The 17,061-nt window shown below is 72.0% G+C and carries 11 protein-coding genes; 4 read left to right on the top strand and 7 right to left on the bottom strand.

From position 1 onward, the window contains the following. Positions 1 to 477: 477 nt before the first annotated feature. Positions 478 to 2,769 (top strand): immune inhibitor A domain-containing protein, encoded by a 2,292-nt coding sequence (locus tag ACFC1R_RS17585; RefSeq protein WP_375939563.1) that lies wholly within the window; start codon positions 478 to 480, stop codon positions 2,767 to 2,769. 62 nt (positions 2,770 to 2,831) lie between these two features. Here the strand turns inward: ACFC1R_RS17585 and ACFC1R_RS17580 are convergent, their stop codons facing one another. From ACFC1R_RS17580 to ACFC1R_RS17565, 4 genes are all read right to left on the bottom strand, one after another. Next, entirely contained in the window at positions 2,832 to 5,906 is a 3,075-nt protein-coding gene (locus ACFC1R_RS17580; protein WP_375939430.1) for an NACHT domain-containing protein, read from the bottom strand. Further along, positions 5,906 to 6,220, bottom strand: a complete 315-nt coding sequence (locus ACFC1R_RS17575) for a trypco2 family protein (protein ID WP_375939428.1) — start codon at positions 6,218 to 6,220, stop codon at positions 5,906 to 5,908. Before ACFC1R_RS17575 ends, ACFC1R_RS17580 begins: the two co-directional genes overlap by 1 nt. A 41-nt stretch (positions 6,221 to 6,261) precedes the next feature. Then, positions 6,262 to 7,416, bottom strand: coding sequence for a threonine aldolase family protein (locus tag ACFC1R_RS17570; protein WP_375939426.1), 1,155 nt, complete (start codon positions 7,414 to 7,416; stop codon positions 6,262 to 6,264). 270 nt (positions 7,417 to 7,686) lie between these two features. Next, on the bottom strand, positions 7,687 to 9,237 hold the full coding sequence (locus ACFC1R_RS17565) for an aldehyde dehydrogenase family protein (protein ID WP_375939424.1): 1,551 nt from the start codon (positions 9,235 to 9,237) through the stop codon (positions 7,687 to 7,689). 518 nt (positions 9,238 to 9,755) lie between these two features. On the opposite strand from ACFC1R_RS17565, the gene ACFC1R_RS17560 reads away from it, so the two are divergent. After that, entirely contained in the window at positions 9,756 to 10,745 is a 990-nt protein-coding gene (locus tag ACFC1R_RS17560; protein ID WP_375939422.1) for a M23 family metallopeptidase, read from the top strand. Positions 10,746 to 10,816: 71 nt separating this feature from the next. On the opposite strand, the gene ACFC1R_RS17555 is transcribed toward ACFC1R_RS17560, so the two are convergent. After that, complete coding sequence (locus ACFC1R_RS17555) at positions 10,817 to 11,425, bottom strand: TetR/AcrR family transcriptional regulator (protein WP_375939421.1); 609 nt, start codon at positions 11,423 to 11,425, stop codon at positions 10,817 to 10,819. A gap of 246 nt (positions 11,426 to 11,671) precedes the next feature. On the opposite strand from ACFC1R_RS17555, the gene ACFC1R_RS17550 reads away from it, so the two are divergent. After that, positions 11,672 to 13,267: an MDR family MFS transporter gene (locus ACFC1R_RS17550; RefSeq protein ID WP_375939419.1), complete on the top strand. Its 1,596-nt coding sequence runs from the start codon at positions 11,672 to 11,674 to the stop codon at positions 13,265 to 13,267. A gap of 229 nt (positions 13,268 to 13,496) precedes the next feature. Here the strand turns inward: ACFC1R_RS17550 and ACFC1R_RS17545 are convergent, their stop codons facing one another. Next, positions 13,497 to 14,390: an A/G-specific adenine glycosylase gene (locus tag ACFC1R_RS17545; RefSeq protein WP_375939417.1), complete on the bottom strand. Its 894-nt coding sequence runs from the start codon at positions 14,388 to 14,390 to the stop codon at positions 13,497 to 13,499. A gap of 339 nt (positions 14,391 to 14,729) precedes the next feature. Between ACFC1R_RS17545 and ACFC1R_RS17540 the strand changes: the two genes are divergently transcribed. Further along, a complete protein-coding gene (locus ACFC1R_RS17540) occupies positions 14,730 to 15,602 on the top strand; it encodes a hypothetical protein (protein WP_375939415.1) in 873 nt (290 codons plus the stop codon). A gap of 270 nt (positions 15,603 to 15,872) precedes the next feature. Here the strand turns inward: ACFC1R_RS17540 and disA are convergent, their stop codons facing one another. Further along, positions 15,873 to 16,931, bottom strand: coding sequence for a DNA integrity scanning diadenylate cyclase DisA (gene disA / locus ACFC1R_RS17535; RefSeq protein ID WP_082119504.1), 1,059 nt, complete (start codon positions 16,929 to 16,931; stop codon positions 15,873 to 15,875). Positions 16,932 to 17,061 lie beyond the last annotated feature (130 nt).

The following is a 17,061-nucleotide window of genomic DNA, read 5'->3' as shown; positions in this document are numbered from 1 at the left end:
GCGCGGTCCCCAGCTCACAATGATCCACCTTCCAACTCTATTAGGGGCCGGGGCCCCTTATTTTCGGTGGGGGCCCACGGCCCTTGTCTGTTTAAGGTTTGTTGAAGCAGTGTTGCCGAAGTGCGTCCCCCGGCTTTGCCTGCCCTGTGACATACCGCACGGCGACTCCAGCCGATCGGGGGGTTCCCCAGCTGGTTCGGGTGCGATGGACGCGCCACCCGCCTGACCAGGGGCGGAAACTGATCGCTGATCAGCCGATCTGGCGGTGCGGAGGATAGCGCCGTGGCCATGTCATGGTCAAGGGCTATCTTTATTACCCCATCCTTCGGTCAAATGTCCTCCACCTGTCTTTCATTGGTTCACCGGCAGGGCCAACAGCTGTGCCGGCATGGGGAGGACGTCACCACGTTGAAGATATCCAAGAGGGCCGCCGCGGCCACCGCTGCCGTGGCGGTCGCCGCCGCGCTCGGAGCCGGGATGCTGCCCGGAACCGCCGCGGCCGCACCGGTCTCCATCACCAAGGACCCGGCCGATGCCGTCCTGTCCCAGGCCGCCAAGGTCGACCACGACCTTCCGGGGCCGCTGACCGAGCAGGTCAAGGCCGAGCAGAAGGCCGCCACCGAGCAGCTGCTGGCCGGCACCGCCAAGATCGAGCAGCACGGTTCCAGCACCAGCATCAAGCTGGGCCGCGACAAGTACGTCGAGCTCGCACGGCAGCGCACGGACAAGATCTTCACCATCCTGGTCGACTTCGGCGACCAGGTGGACAGCACCACCAAGACGGCGGACGGCAAGGTCAAGTACGGCGGCACCCCCGGCCCGCAGCACAACCAGATCGAGAAGCCCGACCGGGCGACCAACAACTCGACCGCCTGGCAGGCCGATTACAACCAGGCCCACTACCAGGACCTGTACTTCAGCAAGGACAAGCCCTCGCTGAAGACCTACTACGAGCGCCAGTCCTCGGGCCGCTACTCGGTCGACGGCCAGGTCTCCGACTGGGTCCGGGTTCCGTGGAACGAGGCCCGGTACGGCTCCAACTTCTGCGGCCAGCACATCTGCGACAACGCCCAGGAGCTGATCCGCGACGCCGTCGACATCTGGTACAAGGACCAGAAGGCCAAGGGCCAGACGGACGCTCAGATCAAGGCCACGCTGTCCCAGTACGACCAGTGGGACCGCTACGGCTCGCACCACGACGGGAACTTCAACCAGCCCGACGGGTACATCGACCACTTCCAGATCGTGCACGCCGGCGAGGACGAGTCCGCGGGCGGCGGCAAGCAGGGCACCGACGCGCTCTGGGCCCACCGCTCCTACGTCTTCGGCAACCAGCGCGGCCAGACCGGTCCGGCCGACAACAAGCTCGGCGGCGTCCAGATCGGCAACTCCGGCCTCTGGATCGGCGACTACACCATGCAGCCGGAGAACGGCGGCCTCGGTGTCTTCGCGCACGAGTACGGCCACGACCTCGGCCTGCCGGACCTCTACGACACCTCCGGCTCCGGCAACGACAACTCGGTCGGCTTCTGGTCGCTGATGTCCTCCGGCTCCTGGCTGGGCACCGGCAAGAACGAGATCGGTGACCGCCCGAACGACCTGGACGTCTGGAGCAAGCTGAAGCTCGGCTGGCTCAAGTACGACAAGGCCAAGGCCGGCCAGGACTCGGTCCACCTGCTCGGCCCGGTGGAGTACAACACCGCCCGCCCGCAGGCCCTGGTCGTCAGCCTGCCGAAGAAGACGGTCACCACCGAGATCAACACCCCGTTCGAGGGCAAGAGCGAGTGGTGGAGCGGCAGCGCGGACGACCTCAACGTCACGCTCACCCGCGACCTCGACCTCACCGGCAAGACCTCGGCCAGCCTGAGCGCCAAGGGCTGGTACGACCTGGAGCAGGACTTCGACTACGGCTACGCCGAGGTCTCCACCGACGGCGGCGCCAACTGGAAGACCCTGGACGGCACCTTCAACGGCAAGGCCATCCCGAAGAGCAGCGCGGGCACGACCGGTCTGACCGGCAACTCCGGCAACAAGTGGGGCGACCTGGTCTACCCGCTGGACGCCTACGCCGGCCAGGCCGTCAAGGTCCGCTTCCGCAACAACACCGACGGTGGCGTGCACCTGAAGGGCCTCGCGCTCGACAACATCGCCATCACCGCCAACGGCACCGTGGTCTTCTCCGACAACGCCGAGAACGGTGACAACGGCTGGAAGGCCGACGGCTTCTCGCGCATCTCGGGCAAGTACTCCAAGGACTACGACCAGTCCTACCTGGTCGAGAACCGTCAGTACGCGTCGTACGACTCGACCCTCAAGGTCGGCCCCTACAACTTCGGTTCGGCCGCCCAGCCCAACAAGGTCGAGCACTACGCCTACCAGAACGGCGTGCTGATCTGGCTCTGGGACGCCTCCCAGTCCGACAACAACACCAGCGTCCACCCCGGCAGCGGCCTGATCCTCCCGGTCGACGCCCACCCGGCGCCGCTGAAGTGGTCCGACGGCAGCTACATGCGCTCGCGCATGCAGGGCTACGACTCCACCTTCGGGCTGGAGAACACCGACGGCCTGAAGCTCCACAAGGCCGACGTGCTCACCAGCATCCCGTCGTCGAAGGCCGTCCGTACCTTCAACGACCACACCACCACCTACTGGGACGCCGCGACGCCCACCAGCAGCGTCAAGGTGCCCGACACCCACACCAGCATCTCGGTCGTCTACCAGAGCCTCAACAAGCTCGAGACCGTGATCGCCGTCCGCCCGGTCAAGTGAACTGACCTGGCGCGGTAGTCGTCCGGTGGCCCCCCGCGGAGTGAATCCGCCGGGGGCCGCCGTCAGTTGACGGCCAGCCGGCTCGCCGGGAACAGCTCGCGGCCGAGCAGGCGGGCCCGGGACGGGCACCTCACCTGGACCCGGAGGCCCCGCCGGTGGGCGATACCGCGCAGATCGAGCCCGTCGGCCTCGGGGTGGAGGGTGAGTTCCAGGGCCCTCAGGTCCGGGAAGGCCGCGACGATCCGGTCGAGCGGGAAGCCGTCGTCCACCCGGATCACCGAGAGGCCTCGCACCCCCGGCAGGGACAGTCCCGGTGGCAGCCCGGCGATCTCGGCCGCCGACGAGCCCAGTTCGGCCACTCTCAGGCCGCGGCCCAGCAGCTCCCAGAGCTGCGCATGACCGGACCCCTCGTACAGGGTGAGCCCCTCCAGCGTCATTCCCTCCAGCGCCGACAGGTCCTGGAGGTCCGGGCAGTCGTTGACCAGGAGCTCGTTCAGATCCGGCCAGTCCCGCAGGAAGGCCAGGTCCCGCAGGCCGTGGAGGAACTCGACCTCCAGCCGCTCCACGCCCTGGCCTGCCTCGCTCAGCGCCCGCCGGTCCACCACGAGCGGAGCCCGCAGGCTCACCAGCCGGACCGTCCGCCGACGGGACAGCCAGGACAGCTGGGCGGCCGACCGCACCACCAGGCGCAGCTCCCTGGGGTCCATCCGCTCGATGACCCGCCGCACGAACTCGGTCTCGTCGAAGTTGCTCCACTGCGCGCTGATCTGGGCCGAGAACTCCGAGTCGGCATCCGGCGCCAGCTCCGCGAGCAGTTGCAGCGCCCGCTCACCGCCGACCCGGCCCAGGACGTCGGGCACGCCGAACATCGGGCTGTCCGAGTGCAGCGGTACCCGCTCGCGCAGCAGGTCCACCAGGTCCTCCCCCACCGCGGCCAGCACCGGGCTGAACAGCGCGCTCGGGTCGTCGTCGAGGATGGTCCGCAGCCGGGCCAGGACGGCGGCCCGGACCTCCCCGTCCAGCTCCGGGGCGTACGGCAGGCAGGTGCCGGCCAGCAGCGCGATGTCGTCCCGGCCGGGTACGGCGAGCAGCCGGCGCAGCAGGTCCGCCCGCTCCCGCGGTCCGCAGTGGCCGACCGTCATCCGGATGACATCGCCCCACTGCTTCTCGCCGGCCATTCCCGCCAGCAGGCCGAAGTCCGACTGCTCGCGGAACTCCAGTGCGGCCAGGTAGTCCTGGAAGGTCCGGTGGATGAACTGGAAGGTCTCGGTGCTGGTCTCGGCGAGCAGGCCGGTGCGGTTGAGGAGGTGGGTGTAGACCTGTTCGGCGGTTCCCTGGCGGGCGACCGCCGAGAGGCTGGGGAGTGCGTCGGCGATGCGGCCGACGGCGTGTTCCCGCCTGCCCTCGACCTGGTTGTTGCGGACCAGCCAGTGCGCGATCCGGCGGAGCAGGGCCAGCTGTTCCTGCTCGGAGAGCTTCAACTGCTCGGCCCCGCGCACCTGGCGGCCCTCGTCGCGTTTGACCAGCATCATGGTCAGCGCGTCCCGGTAGATCTCCATCCGGTGGGTGGGCAGGGTGCCGTCGTTCTCCCGGTTGAGCGCGCAGACCATCGCGCAGAGCAGCGGGCTGTCGGTGATCTGGGCCAGTCCGGTGGAGCGCTGCAGGGAGCGCAGCAGGTTCGCCTCCAGTACCGCCAGGTCGCGTCGGTGGCGGGCCGCCTCGGCCTCGGTGCGGGCGTCGTCGAGGAGTTCGCCGAGGACGGCACGGTGCCAGCGGGCGATGAACCGGCGGCGGTCCTCCTCCCCCATCGGGCAGAGCGACAGCTCGGTGAAGTCCAGGTGCCGCAGCCAGCCCTGGTCGACCGCCGAGGGCCGCACCGTCGCGAGGGTCCACAGCCGGGGGTAGTGCTCCAGCAGCCGTTCCAGCCAGTCCAGGGCTTCGGCCCGTTGCGCCTCGGGCACTTCGTCCAGGCCGTCCACCAGCAGCATGGCCCGCCCGCTCGTCAGCTGCCGGTGCACCCAGCCGGGCGGCTGGCGGTCGGCGCACATCCGGCCGTCGAGGGCGAGGAACTCCTCCGGTCTGGGGCTGAGGTTCTCCTTCAGGAAGAGCTTGCGCAGTTGGAGGACCAGCGGCACCCGCCCGTTGAGCTCGGCCAGTTCGGCGTCGAGCGTTCCGGCCACGGCCCGGGTGGCCAGCCACTGGACCAGGGTGGTCTTGCCCGATCCCGCCTGGCCGCGCAGCAGGATCCGCCGCCTGCCCCTGAGCAGCCGGGAGACCCGCTGCGGTATCTGCTCTGCACTGGTCGGGCGGCCGTCCCGCACGGGCGAACGGCCGCCGTTCGAGGCCTGGAGGGTGAGGTAGCCGGTGTCGAGCTCCCATCCCTTGCGGCCCTGGCCGTGGGCCCGGGCGAGGCCGAAGATGCGGATCCGGCCGTAGTCGGCGCGGATGGACTCGGCGTACTGGACCTCGAACTCGGCGTCGGCGACGTCCTGTTCGGTGATGCCTTCGAGGTGCGGGGGGCAGCCGAGGTGCTCGGTGAGCAGGGGCAGCAGGTCCGCGCAGGCGAGCAGTTCGCAGACCGGGACGACGTCGAGCTGGGAGCTCTGCCAGGCCTCCGGTCTGCGGTCGCGCACGGTGATGCCGAGCAGCCGGCCGAGGTGGACCACGCCCGCGCCGGAGAGACCGGCCCACGGGGAGTCCGGGTCCCGCAGGGCCGTGGGGGGCGCCTGGCCGAGGACGAAGGCCGGCCCGCCGCCGGTCAGGCCGCTGCCGGGGGTCAGGGTCCCCAGTACCTGGGTGCTGTCGAGACGCCCGTTTCCGTCCCGTTCCACGGCGGGGAAGCCGGTCAGGTGGCAGCCGGGGACGGGGGCCGGGCCGTCGATCCGGCCCCAGCGCACCGGCTCGCCCCGGCCGGTGGACACCAGGTCGCGCTCGGCGAGCAGCAGCGCGGCGTCCGGGCTGCCGCGCCGCCAGAGCACCGAGCAGCCGGCCCACCCGGTGCCGCCCGGCACGGCCGCCTCCACCGGGCCGCCGCCCAGCAGGTGAGCCGCGGTCAGCACCAGTCGGGGAGCGAGCAGGTACCCGCTCCCCTGTGCGGTGGACCGGACGGCGACGGCGCGCTGGGCCGGGTGGGCCACTAGAAGCCCTCCCGGCTGCCGAGTTCGGGGTTGCCGACCTCGACGCCGGCACCGGTGCGGGCGTTCCTGGGGGTCAGCGTCACGGAGACCCGGTGGCTGAGCCGGTGGGCGGCGCCCGCCTCGGCCTCGGCCGAGAGCACCCAGGTCCTGATGCCGCCCTTGGCCCTGGCGTCGCGCTTCAGCTCGACGTCGAAGTCCAGCTGTACCGTCCCGACCTCGAACCGGATCTCCTGCCCGGCACCCCTGGCCGTCGCGTCGAGGAGTTGCTGCCGCACCGCCTCGATGGCGTCGGCCAGTTCGATCCGCGCTTCCATGACTGCCTCCCGTTCTCCCTTGCCGTACAACGGAGTTGAGACTAGAGCAGAGCGAGGAACGCCGTCATGGCCTCGGCGATCTGCCCGGGTGTCCAGTCGAGGGCTTCGGCGGCCACCGTGATCTCGGTCATCGAGTGTCCGGCGAGGCCGGGTTCACCGGGCTCGAACCAGCCCCAGAAGAGTGCGAGGCCCTGCTCCTCGGCGAGCCGCAGGCTCGCCTCGTCCAGGTCCCCGGCGGGGTGGGGGAGCCAGAACTGGAACTGGTGGGTGTGCGGCGGATCGGGGAAGACCCGGGCACCGGGCACCTCGGCCAGTGCGGCGGCGACGGTCCCGGCGTGCGCCACGTACGCGTCCAGGCGCGGGAGTTCACGGTCCAGCCCGGCGAGCGCGGCGAGCACGGCGGGCCACTGCTGGTAGAGCTGGCCGCCATAGCGGTGCCGCCACGCCCGGGCCTCGCGGACGAAGTCCGCCGGGCCGGCGAGCGCCGCACCGCTGATGCCGCCGAGGGTCTTGTAAAAGGAGACGTACACCGAGTCCGCCAGGGCGGCGATCTCGGGCAGGGTGCGGCCGAAGTGCCGGACGGACTCCCAGAGCCGGGCACCGTCGAGGTGGACGGCCACTCCCCGCTCCCGGGCCGCGGTGGTCGTCTCGACCAGCTCCGGCCAGGTCGGCAGGACGAATCCGGCCTCCCGCAGCGGGAGTTCGACCATCAGGCTGCCGAAGTGCTCTCCCAGGGAGTGCAGTTCGGCGGCGGTGGGGAGCCTGGGGGCGGTGGTGGGCCAGACCGCGTCCAGGCCGCTCAGCCGCGCGTACGCCCGGCGTTCGTGCACCTCGGGGTGGGCGAGCGGGTGCATGGCGACCGTACGGTTGCCGCTGCGTTCGGCCCAGATCCGCAGGGCGGCCTGCTGGGCCATGGTGCCGCTGGGGAAGAAGACGGCGTCGGGCTTGCCGAGCAGGTCGGCGACCCGGCGTTCGAGCGTCCGGACGATGCCGTCGCCGTAGAAGTCGGGGCGCTGGTCGAGGTCGTACGCCGCACCGCCGTCGGTGGACGGCCCGTGCAGCGCGGCCAGTTCGGTCAGCCGCTCGCGGATGCTCGCCGGGCGGACGCCCGAGAGCAGCCGGTCGCTGCGCCGGAACGCGGCGAACCGGCGCTCGCGCGGGCTGCCGGCGGAGCCGGTGTCAGGTTCGTAACCCATCCGCCGATAATCCCCGATCCGGCCCTGACGCAACATGCCTCGGACGCAGATCAGTTGAGGGGGACCCGAACCGTCCGGCCGGCCGGGCGCCTCGGAGTCCCGGGGAACTCGGCGGCCGGCCCACCGCGAAGGCGCAGGGCCCCGCACGCGGGGTCCCCCACGCAGGGTCCGGCGCCCCCGAGGTGCCGCGCCCTGCCCCGAGGCCTGCCCGGCAGTTCGCGGCGGATCGGCACGCGGCGTCGGGCGCGCGGCGGGAACCGTCGGACAGGCTCAGCGCGGCGGGTAGAGCGAGTAGGTGGGGAAGTTGCCGTACAGCTTCTCGTCCGCTCCCTCCGGGCCGTGGGTGACGGCCCGGACCAGCAGGTCGCCGCCGACGAAGGCACCCTTCCAGGAGGCGCCGAGCCCGCCGAACACCTCCTCGCGGTCGCCCCGGCTGCGCGGCCGGTTGATCCCGATCTTGAAGGCGAGCAGGTCGGGGGCGATCCGGTCGGCGAAGCCGAGGTCGTCGGTGGCGAGCGAGGCGACCAGGGAGCCGTTGCCCGCGTTCATCGCGGCGAGCAGCTCGGACTCGGTGTCGACCAGGACGACGGAGTCCAGCGGGCCGAACGGCTCGCTGTGGTGCAGCGCCCAGTTGGCGGGCGGGTCGAGCAGGGCGGCCGGCGCCAGGTAGGCGTCCGTGGACTGACCGGCGACGAAGCCGCCCTCGTCCAGGATGCCCCGGTAGAGCGGGACGGCCCGGCCGGCCACCGCCGCGTCGAACCGGTCCCGGAGCTCGGTGGCCTTGGCGGCATGGATGACCGGCCCGAAGTCGAGCTCGGGCAGCGGGTCCGCGGGGTCGGCGACCGCCAGCGGATGGCCGAACCTCAGCGCGGCGAGCACGCCGAGGTAGGTGTCCAGGAAGGCGGGGAAGAGCGAGCGCTGCACGACGTAGCGCGGGTAGGCGGTGCAGCGCTGCTTGGCGTACTCGAAGCCCTTGCGCAGGTGCACGGCGAGGGCGGGCCAGTCGGTGAAGTTCCAGACGCCCCAGGTGTTGAGGCCCTCCTGCTCCAGGAAGTGCCGTCGTCCCAGGTCGGCGAGCGCGGTGGCGGCCTTGCGGCCGTTGGCCCGGCCGCCGACGAAGGCCAGCGCCCCCAGGCCCTCGGCACGGATCAGCGCGTCGGCGATCCGGTCGCCCGTGCCGGACAGCAGGGTGGCGGGCAGCTGGGCACGGTGCATGACCGCGTGGGCGAGGGTCAGGCAGTGGAAGCCGCCCTGCGACGGGGTCTTGGCGACCACCGCGTTCCCGGCCAGCAGCTGCACGAGTTCGGCGTGCACCTGGACGCTCATCGGGTAGTTCCAGCTGGCGATGTTGGAGACCGGCCCGGGCAGCGGTGTGCGGCCCTCGAGCTGGCGGTCGATGTTGTCGAGGTACCAGCGGACGCCGTCCAGCGCACGGTCGACGTCGGCGCAGGCCAGCCGCCAGGGCTTGCCGATCTCCCAGACCAGCAGCAGGGCCAGCAGCTCGCGCTGCTCGGCGAGGCCCTCGACGGCCGCGGCGACCCTGGCCTTGCGCTCGTCGAGCGGGACCCTTCCCCAGTGGGCGTGCCGGTCGATGGCGAAGGAGACCGCGCGCCGTGCCTCCTCGATACCGACCCGGGGCGGCCCGGGGATCGAGGTGCCGTCCAGCGGGGTGGTGTGCTCGCCGGGAGTGCCGACGACGCGCCACTCGCCGCGCACCAGGTTGAGCAGTCGGTCGGGGGTGAAGGCCTCCGGCGCGGCCCGTACGCAGCGGGCGTACGTCTCGCTCCAGGACGTGCCGGGCTTGAGCTGCGGTGCCGCCATGGGGAGGTCCTCCGGTAGGGGAAGGGGACTCGTACAGGACGGTGCTGCCGTGACGGGGCCAGCCTGGCACGGGTGGGCCGGACGGGGACAGCGGGCGGCCCGGCGGCCCGCTGCGGAACTGTGCCCCGGCTCACGATTCCCGGTCGGCCGAGCCGGGCAGCCGACCGCCTGTCGGGCGCCGCGGGTGGCGATTGTCACAGTGCGCGGGCCCGGTACGAGGCCTGGTAGTAGCCGGGAGCGCCCGGGCGGGCCACCGGACCGCCGGGACCGTCCGGGAACGCGCGGCCCCCGCCGTGAGCTCGCCGAAGTCCGGCGAGAACCGGACAAATGGGATGATCCACTCGAAAGATCATCGCGCCGAGGGCTCGGAGATCACCGGGTACGGGGACTACATGCCGTAGTAGGTGGCGGGTTTGGGATCCACCCGCAGCGACCGTTTAGATCTGTCTGTCCCCAGCCCGGCGAGCCCTCAGCGGCTCAGCGCCGGGCTGCTCCCGTCCCTGAGGTGCTGCCACCCGATGCCTTCCCCCCACACCGCCCGCCGCCGGCTCGCCGAAGCGATCAGCGCCGCAAGCGCCACCGCCACGGTCGGCACCCGAAGGTTCGCCGAAGCAGCGGCCGCCGGACGGTCGAGCGCCGTGGTCGGTGCCCGCAGGTTCGCCGAGGCGGCGGCCGCCGGACGGGCGAGCGCCGAGACCGGCGCCCGCAGGCTCTGCCGCGCCGCCGACGCCCGGACGCCCGACCGCTTCCGCCCCGCCGTCGAGTGGGTGCAGGGGAACCGGTCGACGGCGGCCTGGAGCGCCACGACGGTACTGGCCTTCGGCGTGCTGCTGCTGCCCAACACCGCCTCCGCGCACACCGTGCACCCGACCACACCGGGCAGCTCGGCCTTCACCTCGGTCTCCGCGCCGTTCCACCAGCTCGGCCTGGTGCAGGTCGCCCAGCCCACCCCGTACCAGCAGCCGCACTCGGTCAGGTCGCAGGACGCCGTCGCGGTGGCCGCCAACCTGGCGCCGAGCGCCGCCCCGGCGGCACCGGCGGCCGAGCCGGCCGGTGAGCCCGCGGGCCTGCCCGCCGCGGTCGCCCCGGCCCCCGGCTCCGCCTGGTCCGCCCCGATCCCGGGCGCCCTGATCAGCAACCCGTACGGCAAGCCGAACCGGGCGTACGCCGCCGGCTACCACACCGGCGTGGACTTCGCGGTCGGCTCCGGCACCCCGCTGCTCGCGGTCGGCCAGGCCACCGTGGTCTCGGCGAAGTGGGACGGCGCGTACGGCAAGGAGGTCGTACTGCGGCTGCCGGACGGCCACTTCGCCCAGTACGCGCACATGTCCTCGCTGGAGGTCAGCGCCGGGCAGTCGGTGTCACCGGGCCAGGAGATCGGCCGCTCGGGCACCACCGGCAACTCCACCGGGCCGCACCTGCACTTCGAGATCCGCAGCGCCAACCGGTACGCGGCGGTCATCGACCCGATCGCCTACCTCTCGGCCCGCGGGGTCAGCGACTTCTGAGCCCGCGCACCACGCACCACGCAGAGCGCAGAGTGCCCCTTCCGCCTCCTCGGCGGGAGGGGCACTCTGCGTCAGACCTCCGGGAGTTCGATCCGGCCGGCGATCTCCAGCGCGACCGTCAGCGCGGCCTCCATCGCCTCGGCGACCGTCGACGCCTTGGGGTCGGTGCACTCGAACCCGCCCGAGACCGACTCCTTGAGCAGGAAGAACGCGGAGTTGATGGCGAACAACGCCATGGTGGCGCGCAGCCGGTCCGGGAAGGTGGCCTCGGGCCCCTGGACCAGGCGGATCATCGCCAGCATCCGCTCCTTGAACTCCAGCCCGGCCTTCGACTCCCGCAGCGCCGGCTGGTTCTCGTGGAAGAAGCGCAGCAGCGGCGCCCGCGAGGCCATGCCGGCGGCGAAGCGGCGGACGAGTTCGTCCCGCAGCTCCGGAGACCACGGCTGCTCCTGGCCCCAGGCGATCACCTCGTCGATCGGCGCGGCCATGCTCTCGATGATGCCGTGGACGATGTCGTCCTTGGTCTTGAAGTGGTAGTAGAGGGCGGCCTTGGTGACCCCGAGCCGATCGGCGATCTCGCGGAGCGAGGTCTTCTCGTATCCCTGCTCCGAGAAGAGCTCCAGCGCCACGTCGAGGATCCGCGCCCGGGTGTCGGTGCGGGGGCTCTGCGTCGTACTCATGCCGTACTGGCCTGCCTTGTGACTGCGGGGGGGTGGGGCGGTCGCGCACCGGTTGCGGCGCGCGCCTTGGGCTGCATTGTCCCTGCCCAGGGGCGCTCCGCCGAAACTGGCTTGACGCCCGGCTAGTAGACAACCTACCGTGCCCATTGATAATTCACTAGCCGGTCGTCAAGTAAGTGCGCCGAGGACCCCGCCACGACGGGGCCCGAGGAGCCCGACCGGCACTGCGCTTCCGGGAGACGCACCATGTCACAACAGCAGGTCGAGGCCTCGGCGGTCGAACCGCCGACCGCCGAGGGGGCGACCGAGCCCGCGCCGAGATCACACCGCGAGATCCGCCTGGTGATGATCGGCCTGGTGGTCGCGATGCTGCTGGCCATGCTCGACAACCTGATCGTCGGCACCGCGATGCCGACCATCGTCGGCGATCTGGGCGGAGCCGAGCACCTGTCCTGGGTGGTCACCTCGTACACCCTGGCCACCGCCGCCTCGACCCCCATCTGGGGCAAGCTCGGTGACCTCTACGGCCGCAAGGGCACCTTCCTCACCTCGATCGTGATCTTCCTGCTGGGCTCGGCGCTCTCCGGCCTCTCGCAGAGCATGACCCAGCTGATCGCCTTCCGCGCGGTCCAGGGCCTGGGCGCCGGCGGTCTGATGGTCGGCGTGATGTCGATCATGGGCGCACTGGTGCCGCCGCGCGACCGCGGCAAGTACCAGGGCATGTTCGCCGCCGTGATGGCCCTCGCCACCATCGGCGGCCCGCTGGTCGGCGGCTTCATCACCGACCACCTGAACTGGCACTGGACCTTCTACATCAACCTGCCGCTCGGCATCCTGGCGCTCGGCTTCATCGTGGTCACCCTGAAGCTGCCCAAGGTCCGCTCCAGCGCCAAGATCGACTACGTCGGCGCTGTCCTGCTCACCGCGGGCATCACCTCGCTGGTCCTGATCACCACCTGGGGCGGCCAGCAGTACGCCTGGGGCTCGAAGCAGATCCTCGGTCTGGCCGCGCTCGCCGTCGCCTCGCTGATCGCCTTCTGCTACGTCGAGCAGCGGGTCGACGAGCCGATGCTCCCGCTCGGCCTGTTCCGCAACCTCAACTTCAGCCTGGTCTCGCTGATCGGCTTCATCGTCGGCTTCGCGATGTTCGGCGCCGTCACCTTCCTGCCGCTCTACCAGCAGACCGTGCAGGGGGCCTCGGCGACCAACTCCGGGCTGCTGCTGATGCCGATGATGTTCGGCATGCTGGTGGTCTCGCTGGTGGTCGGCCAGACCGTCACCAGGACCGGCAAGTACCGGATCTTCCCGATCATCGGCACCGCCGTGATGGTCATCGGCTCGGGGCTGCTCTCCACCCTCTCCACCGACACCAGCCGGTTCACCTCCTCCTGCTACATGGTGGTGCTCGGCGCCGGCATGGGCTTCCTGATGCAGATCACCATGCTGGTCGCGCAGAACAGCGTCGAGCTCAAGGACATGGGCGTGGCCAGCTCCACCGCCACCCTGTTCCGCACCATCGGCGGCTCCTTCGGTGTCGCCCTGTTCGGCGCGCTCTTCAACGACCGGGTCACCGCGACCATGAAGGAGCGCCTGCCCGACCAGCCCGCCGGCGGCAAGGGCGGCAACCTCAGCCAGACCAGCCCGGAGGCGCTGCGCGCCCTCCCGGCCCCCGTCCAGGACGCGTACCACCACGCCGTCTCCAACGGCATGCACACCGTCTTCCTCTGGGGCGCCGTGATCAGCGTCGTCGCCGTCGCGGCCGCGCTCTTCCTGCGCGAGGTCCCGCTGCGGGGCGCCGGCAAGCCGTCGGCCGAGCAGTCGATGGAGGCCGCCGCGGTCTGACCGGACCGCACCTTCCGGCGGACCGTCCGCCGAGGAACACCGCAGGGGCGCGGGGAACTGCGCGACCAGCCCGCCACCGAGGCGCCTGGCCGCTCACGCAGTTCCCCGCGCCCCTGTCGTCTTCCCTGCTGTCCGGGCCGCTTCTCCCACTGCGCCGCACCGGGCGCGGGCCGGACCGGCCGTGCGACCGAGCGGGCCGGACCGGCCGTGCGGCGCCTACCCGGCGGCCCTACTGCGGCAGCCGGTACACGCCCGGGGCGACCGGTTCGACCAGGCCGTCCGCGACCAGGCCGTCCAGCGCCCTCGCCCGCTGCACCGGCTCCGGCCAGACCTCGTCCAGCCGCTCCTGCGCCACCTCGCCGTGCGCGTCCCGCAGCACCGCCAGCAGCTTGCCGCGCACCTGCCGGTCCGTGCCCTCGTAGGACTGGCCGCGCCGTGCCGGGCCCTCGTACGGAGGCCGGCCGGCCCGCTGCCAGGCGCAGTGGCTCCGCAGCGGACAGGCCCCGCACTCCGGGCTGCGGGCGGTGCAGACCAGTGCGCCGAGCTCCATCACGCCGACCGCCCAGGTGGCGGCGGTCTCGGCGGTGGCCGGCAGGTACTCGGTGGCGGTACGGCGCTCGGCGGCCGTGGTCGCCTGGGCCGGGTACTCGACGCCGGTCACGGCACGGGCGAAGACCCGACGGACGTTGGTGTCGAGCACCACGTGCCGCTGCCGGAAGGCGAAGGACGCGACGGCGGCGGCCGTGTACTCGCCCACGCCCGGCAGGGCGAGCAGCGCCGCATGGTCGTCGGGCACCCGGCCGCCGTGCTGCTCGGTGATCGCCACGGCGGCGGCGTGCAGCCGCAGCGCCCGGCGCGGGTAGCCGAGCCGGCCCCACATCCGGACGGCCTCGCCCGGGGCGTCGGCGGCCAGGTCGGCGGGGGTGGGCCAGCGCTCCAGCCAGGCGGCGTACGCGGGCAGGACCCGCTTGACCGGTGTCTGCTGGAGCATGAACTCGCTCACCATGACCGCCCAGGGCGAGGCGTCGGCCGTCCGCCAGGGGAGATCGCGGGCGTTGGCCTCGTACCAGTCGAGCACGGTCGAATGGAGCAGCGGCGCGGGGGTGGAGGTGATGGCAGCCATGACCCCTCGATCCTCCCACGCTTCCCGCTCTCCCCGGGCCGTCTCCCCCGGCTCTCTCCCGGTCCTGCGCGGTCGGGTCGGTGCGCCCCGGCCCGGCCGCCGCAAGGGCTCCGGTCGGCTCTCGCCACCTCCGCGCGACGCCGGGCCTCCCGTTGCGGCCTCCCGTTGTGGCCTCCCGTTGCGGCCCGTTGCGGGTGGGGGCGGAGGCAGGATCGCCGACGAACGACACGCCCGCCGCCCCTTCCCTCGTCCGGGTCAAATGACGGATGATGTGAATGAAGCGGCGCAGGGTCAGTGTTGATGCATCAACGGGTGCGCCCAGTCTCGTAGAGTTTGCAGGTGCCCTCTCTGCGTCAACCCGTAGGACCGCTGCCCGCGTCGATCTACTGGCGGCGGCGCATCGTCGTGTCCGCTGTCCTGCTCGCCGTGCTGGCACTGGTCGTCTGGTTGACGACCGGTCAGGGCGACGGGAAGAACTCCGCCGACAAGACCGCGCAACCGGCCCCGGCCCAGTCGATCACCCCCGGTGCCACCCCGACCGGTCCCGCGATCACCTCCCGCCCCGGCGGCAGCGGCGGTACGGGCGGAAGCGGCGGCGTCTCGGGCGGGGGCGGCGGCGAGGTCAGCCTCACCGGCGGTTCAGGCGGCAGTGGCGGCGCGGGTGGCACCGGCGGATCCTCCGGCTCCTCGACAGGCGGCTCCGGCGGGTCCGGTAGCGGCTCGGGCGGCTCCGGCAGCGGGTCGGGCGGCTCCGGCAGCGCGGTGACGCCGCCCCCGGTGAACACCGCCGAGGTGATGGCCCTCCCGCTCTGCACCGCCTCCCAGGTCACCCTGGAGCTGGCCGGTACGCAGAACTCCTTCGACAGCAAGGACAAGCCGCGCCTCGCGCTGACCGTCCGCAACACCGCCGGCGCCAACTGCCGGGTGGACCTGGGCCGCACGGCGTCCGCGATCGTGGTGACCTCGGCCGCCAACGAGCGGATCTGGTCCTCCGCCGACTGCCCGACGGACAAGCAGAGCACCTGGGTGGAGATCGCTTCGGGCAACGGCCTGACCGAGACGTTCACCTGGGACCGCAGCCGGAGCAAGCCGCAGTGCGCCTCCCCGGACGCCTCGACCGCCCAGCCGGGCAACTACCTGGTGCAGGCGACCCTGACCGGCCCCTCCGGCGGCCCGATCTCCGCCCGGACCTCGATCCGCCTCGACGGCTGACCCCAACCCGCCTGCCGGACGGCGGAGTCGGGCCCTGTCGCCACTCCGCCCCCGGAGCGCCGAGACACTCCGGGCACCGACTCCCGCCCGTCACGCGGCAGTTCGCGCGGCGGGCGGCGCGTCGCTCCGCCGAGAAGGCCAGTCGTCGCGTCAACTTGACTGCCGGACGGCGACACTGACAGGTGACGGATGTCTCGCGACCCGACGGGTCGCCACAGCCCCCGCGCTCCTCGGCGAAACCGGGGGCGTTCGGGCAGCCGTGACCGAGCGTCAGACGTACCGCTCCAGGATGGACGATTCCGCGAGGCGCGACAGCCCCTCGCGCACCGAGCGGGCCCGCGTCTCGCCGACGCCCTCGACGGTCTGCAGGTCGTCGATGCTGGCGGCGAGCAGCTTCTGCAACCCGCCGAAGTGCTCGACCAGCCGCTCGATCACGGTGTTGGGCAGCCGCGGGACCTTGGCCAGCAGCCGGTAGCCGCGCGGCGAGACCGCCGAGTCCAGCGACTCGGGCGACCCGGAGTAGCCCAGTGCCTTGGCCACGGTCTGGAGGTCGAGCAGCTCGGCGTGGGTGAGCGCCTCCAGGTCGTCGAGGACCTCGGGGACGGTGCGGCCCTTCTTGGCGGCCCGCTCGGGGAAGTAGTCGCGGGCGACCAGTTCGCGCTCGGGCTCGACACCCGCGATCAGCTCGTCCAGCTGGAGCGAGAGCAGCCGGCCGTCGGTGCCGAGCTCCAGGACGTACCCGGCGATCTCGGCGGCGATCAGCCGGACCATCTCCAGCCGCTGGACCACCGCGGCGACGTCCCGGACGGTGACCAGGTCCTCGATCTCCAACGCGGAGAGCGTGCCCGCGACCTCGTCCAGGCGCAGCTTGTACCGCTCCAGGGTGGCCAGCGCCTGGTTGGCGCGGGACAGCACGGTGGTGGAGTCCTCCAGCACCCGCCGGGTGCCGTTGACGTACATCGCGATCAGGCGCATCGAGTGCGAGACGGCGACCACAGGGAACCCGGTCTGGCGGTTCACCCGCTCCGCCGTGCGGTGCCGGGTGCCGGTCTCGTCGGTGGGGATGGTGGAGTCGGGCATCAGGTGCACCCCGGCCCGGACGATCTTGGTGATGTCCTTGTCGAGCACCACCGCGCCGTCCAGCTTGCACAGCTCGCGCAGCCTGGTCGCGGAGAACTCGACGTCCAGCACGAAGCCGCCGGTGCAGAGCGATTCGACGGTGCGGTCGAAGCCCAGCACCACCAGGCCGCCGGTGTTGGCGCGGAGGACCCGCTCGAGGCCGTCGCGCAGCGGGGTGCCCGGCGCGATGGCCTGAAGGGAAGCCCGCAGCAGGGCCTCTTCGCGGGAGGACTTGTCCGCCCGGTCGCTGGCTGCCACGTGACTCCTCCGGTCGCCCCGGACCGTGTGGCGTGGCGCCCGACGGTCTGTCGCTGCTCATTTACTGCACTTCGTGCCAATT

The organism is Kitasatospora sp. NPDC056138 (assembly GCF_042264695.1).
In the GTDB taxonomy this organism is placed as follows: domain Bacteria; phylum Actinomycetota; class Actinomycetes; order Streptomycetales; family Streptomycetaceae; genus Kitasatospora.
This window is presented reverse-complemented; position numbering and strand designations above follow the sequence as displayed.

What these genes read in the sequence shown, in the direction of transcription:
- ACFC1R_RS17585 (WP_375939563.1), top strand. Translation starts at nt 478, where the DNA reads ATGCTGCCCGGAACCGCCGCGGCCGCACCGGTCTCCATCACCAAGGAC.
- ACFC1R_RS17575 (WP_375939428.1), bottom strand. Translation starts at nt 6,220, where the DNA reads ATGGAAGCGCGGATCGAACTGGCCGACGCCATCGAGGCGGTGCGGCAG.
- ACFC1R_RS17570 (WP_375939426.1), bottom strand. Translation starts at nt 7,416, where the DNA reads ATGGGTTACGAACCTGACACCGGCTCCGCCGGCAGCCCGCGCGAGCGC.
- ACFC1R_RS17565 (WP_375939424.1), bottom strand. Translation starts at nt 9,237, where the DNA reads ATGGCGGCACCGCAGCTCAAGCCCGGCACGTCCTGGAGCGAGACGTAC.
- ACFC1R_RS17560 (WP_375939422.1), top strand. Translation starts at nt 9,756, where the DNA reads ATGCCTTCCCCCCACACCGCCCGCCGCCGGCTCGCCGAAGCGATCAGC.
- ACFC1R_RS17555 (WP_375939421.1), bottom strand. Translation starts at nt 11,425, where the DNA reads ATGAGTACGACGCAGAGCCCCCGCACCGACACCCGGGCGCGGATCCTC.
- ACFC1R_RS17550 (WP_375939419.1), top strand. Translation starts at nt 11,672, where the DNA reads ATGTCACAACAGCAGGTCGAGGCCTCGGCGGTCGAACCGCCGACCGCC.
- ACFC1R_RS17545 (WP_375939417.1), bottom strand. Translation starts at nt 14,390, where the DNA reads ATGGCTGCCATCACCTCCACCCCCGCGCCGCTGCTCCATTCGACCGTG.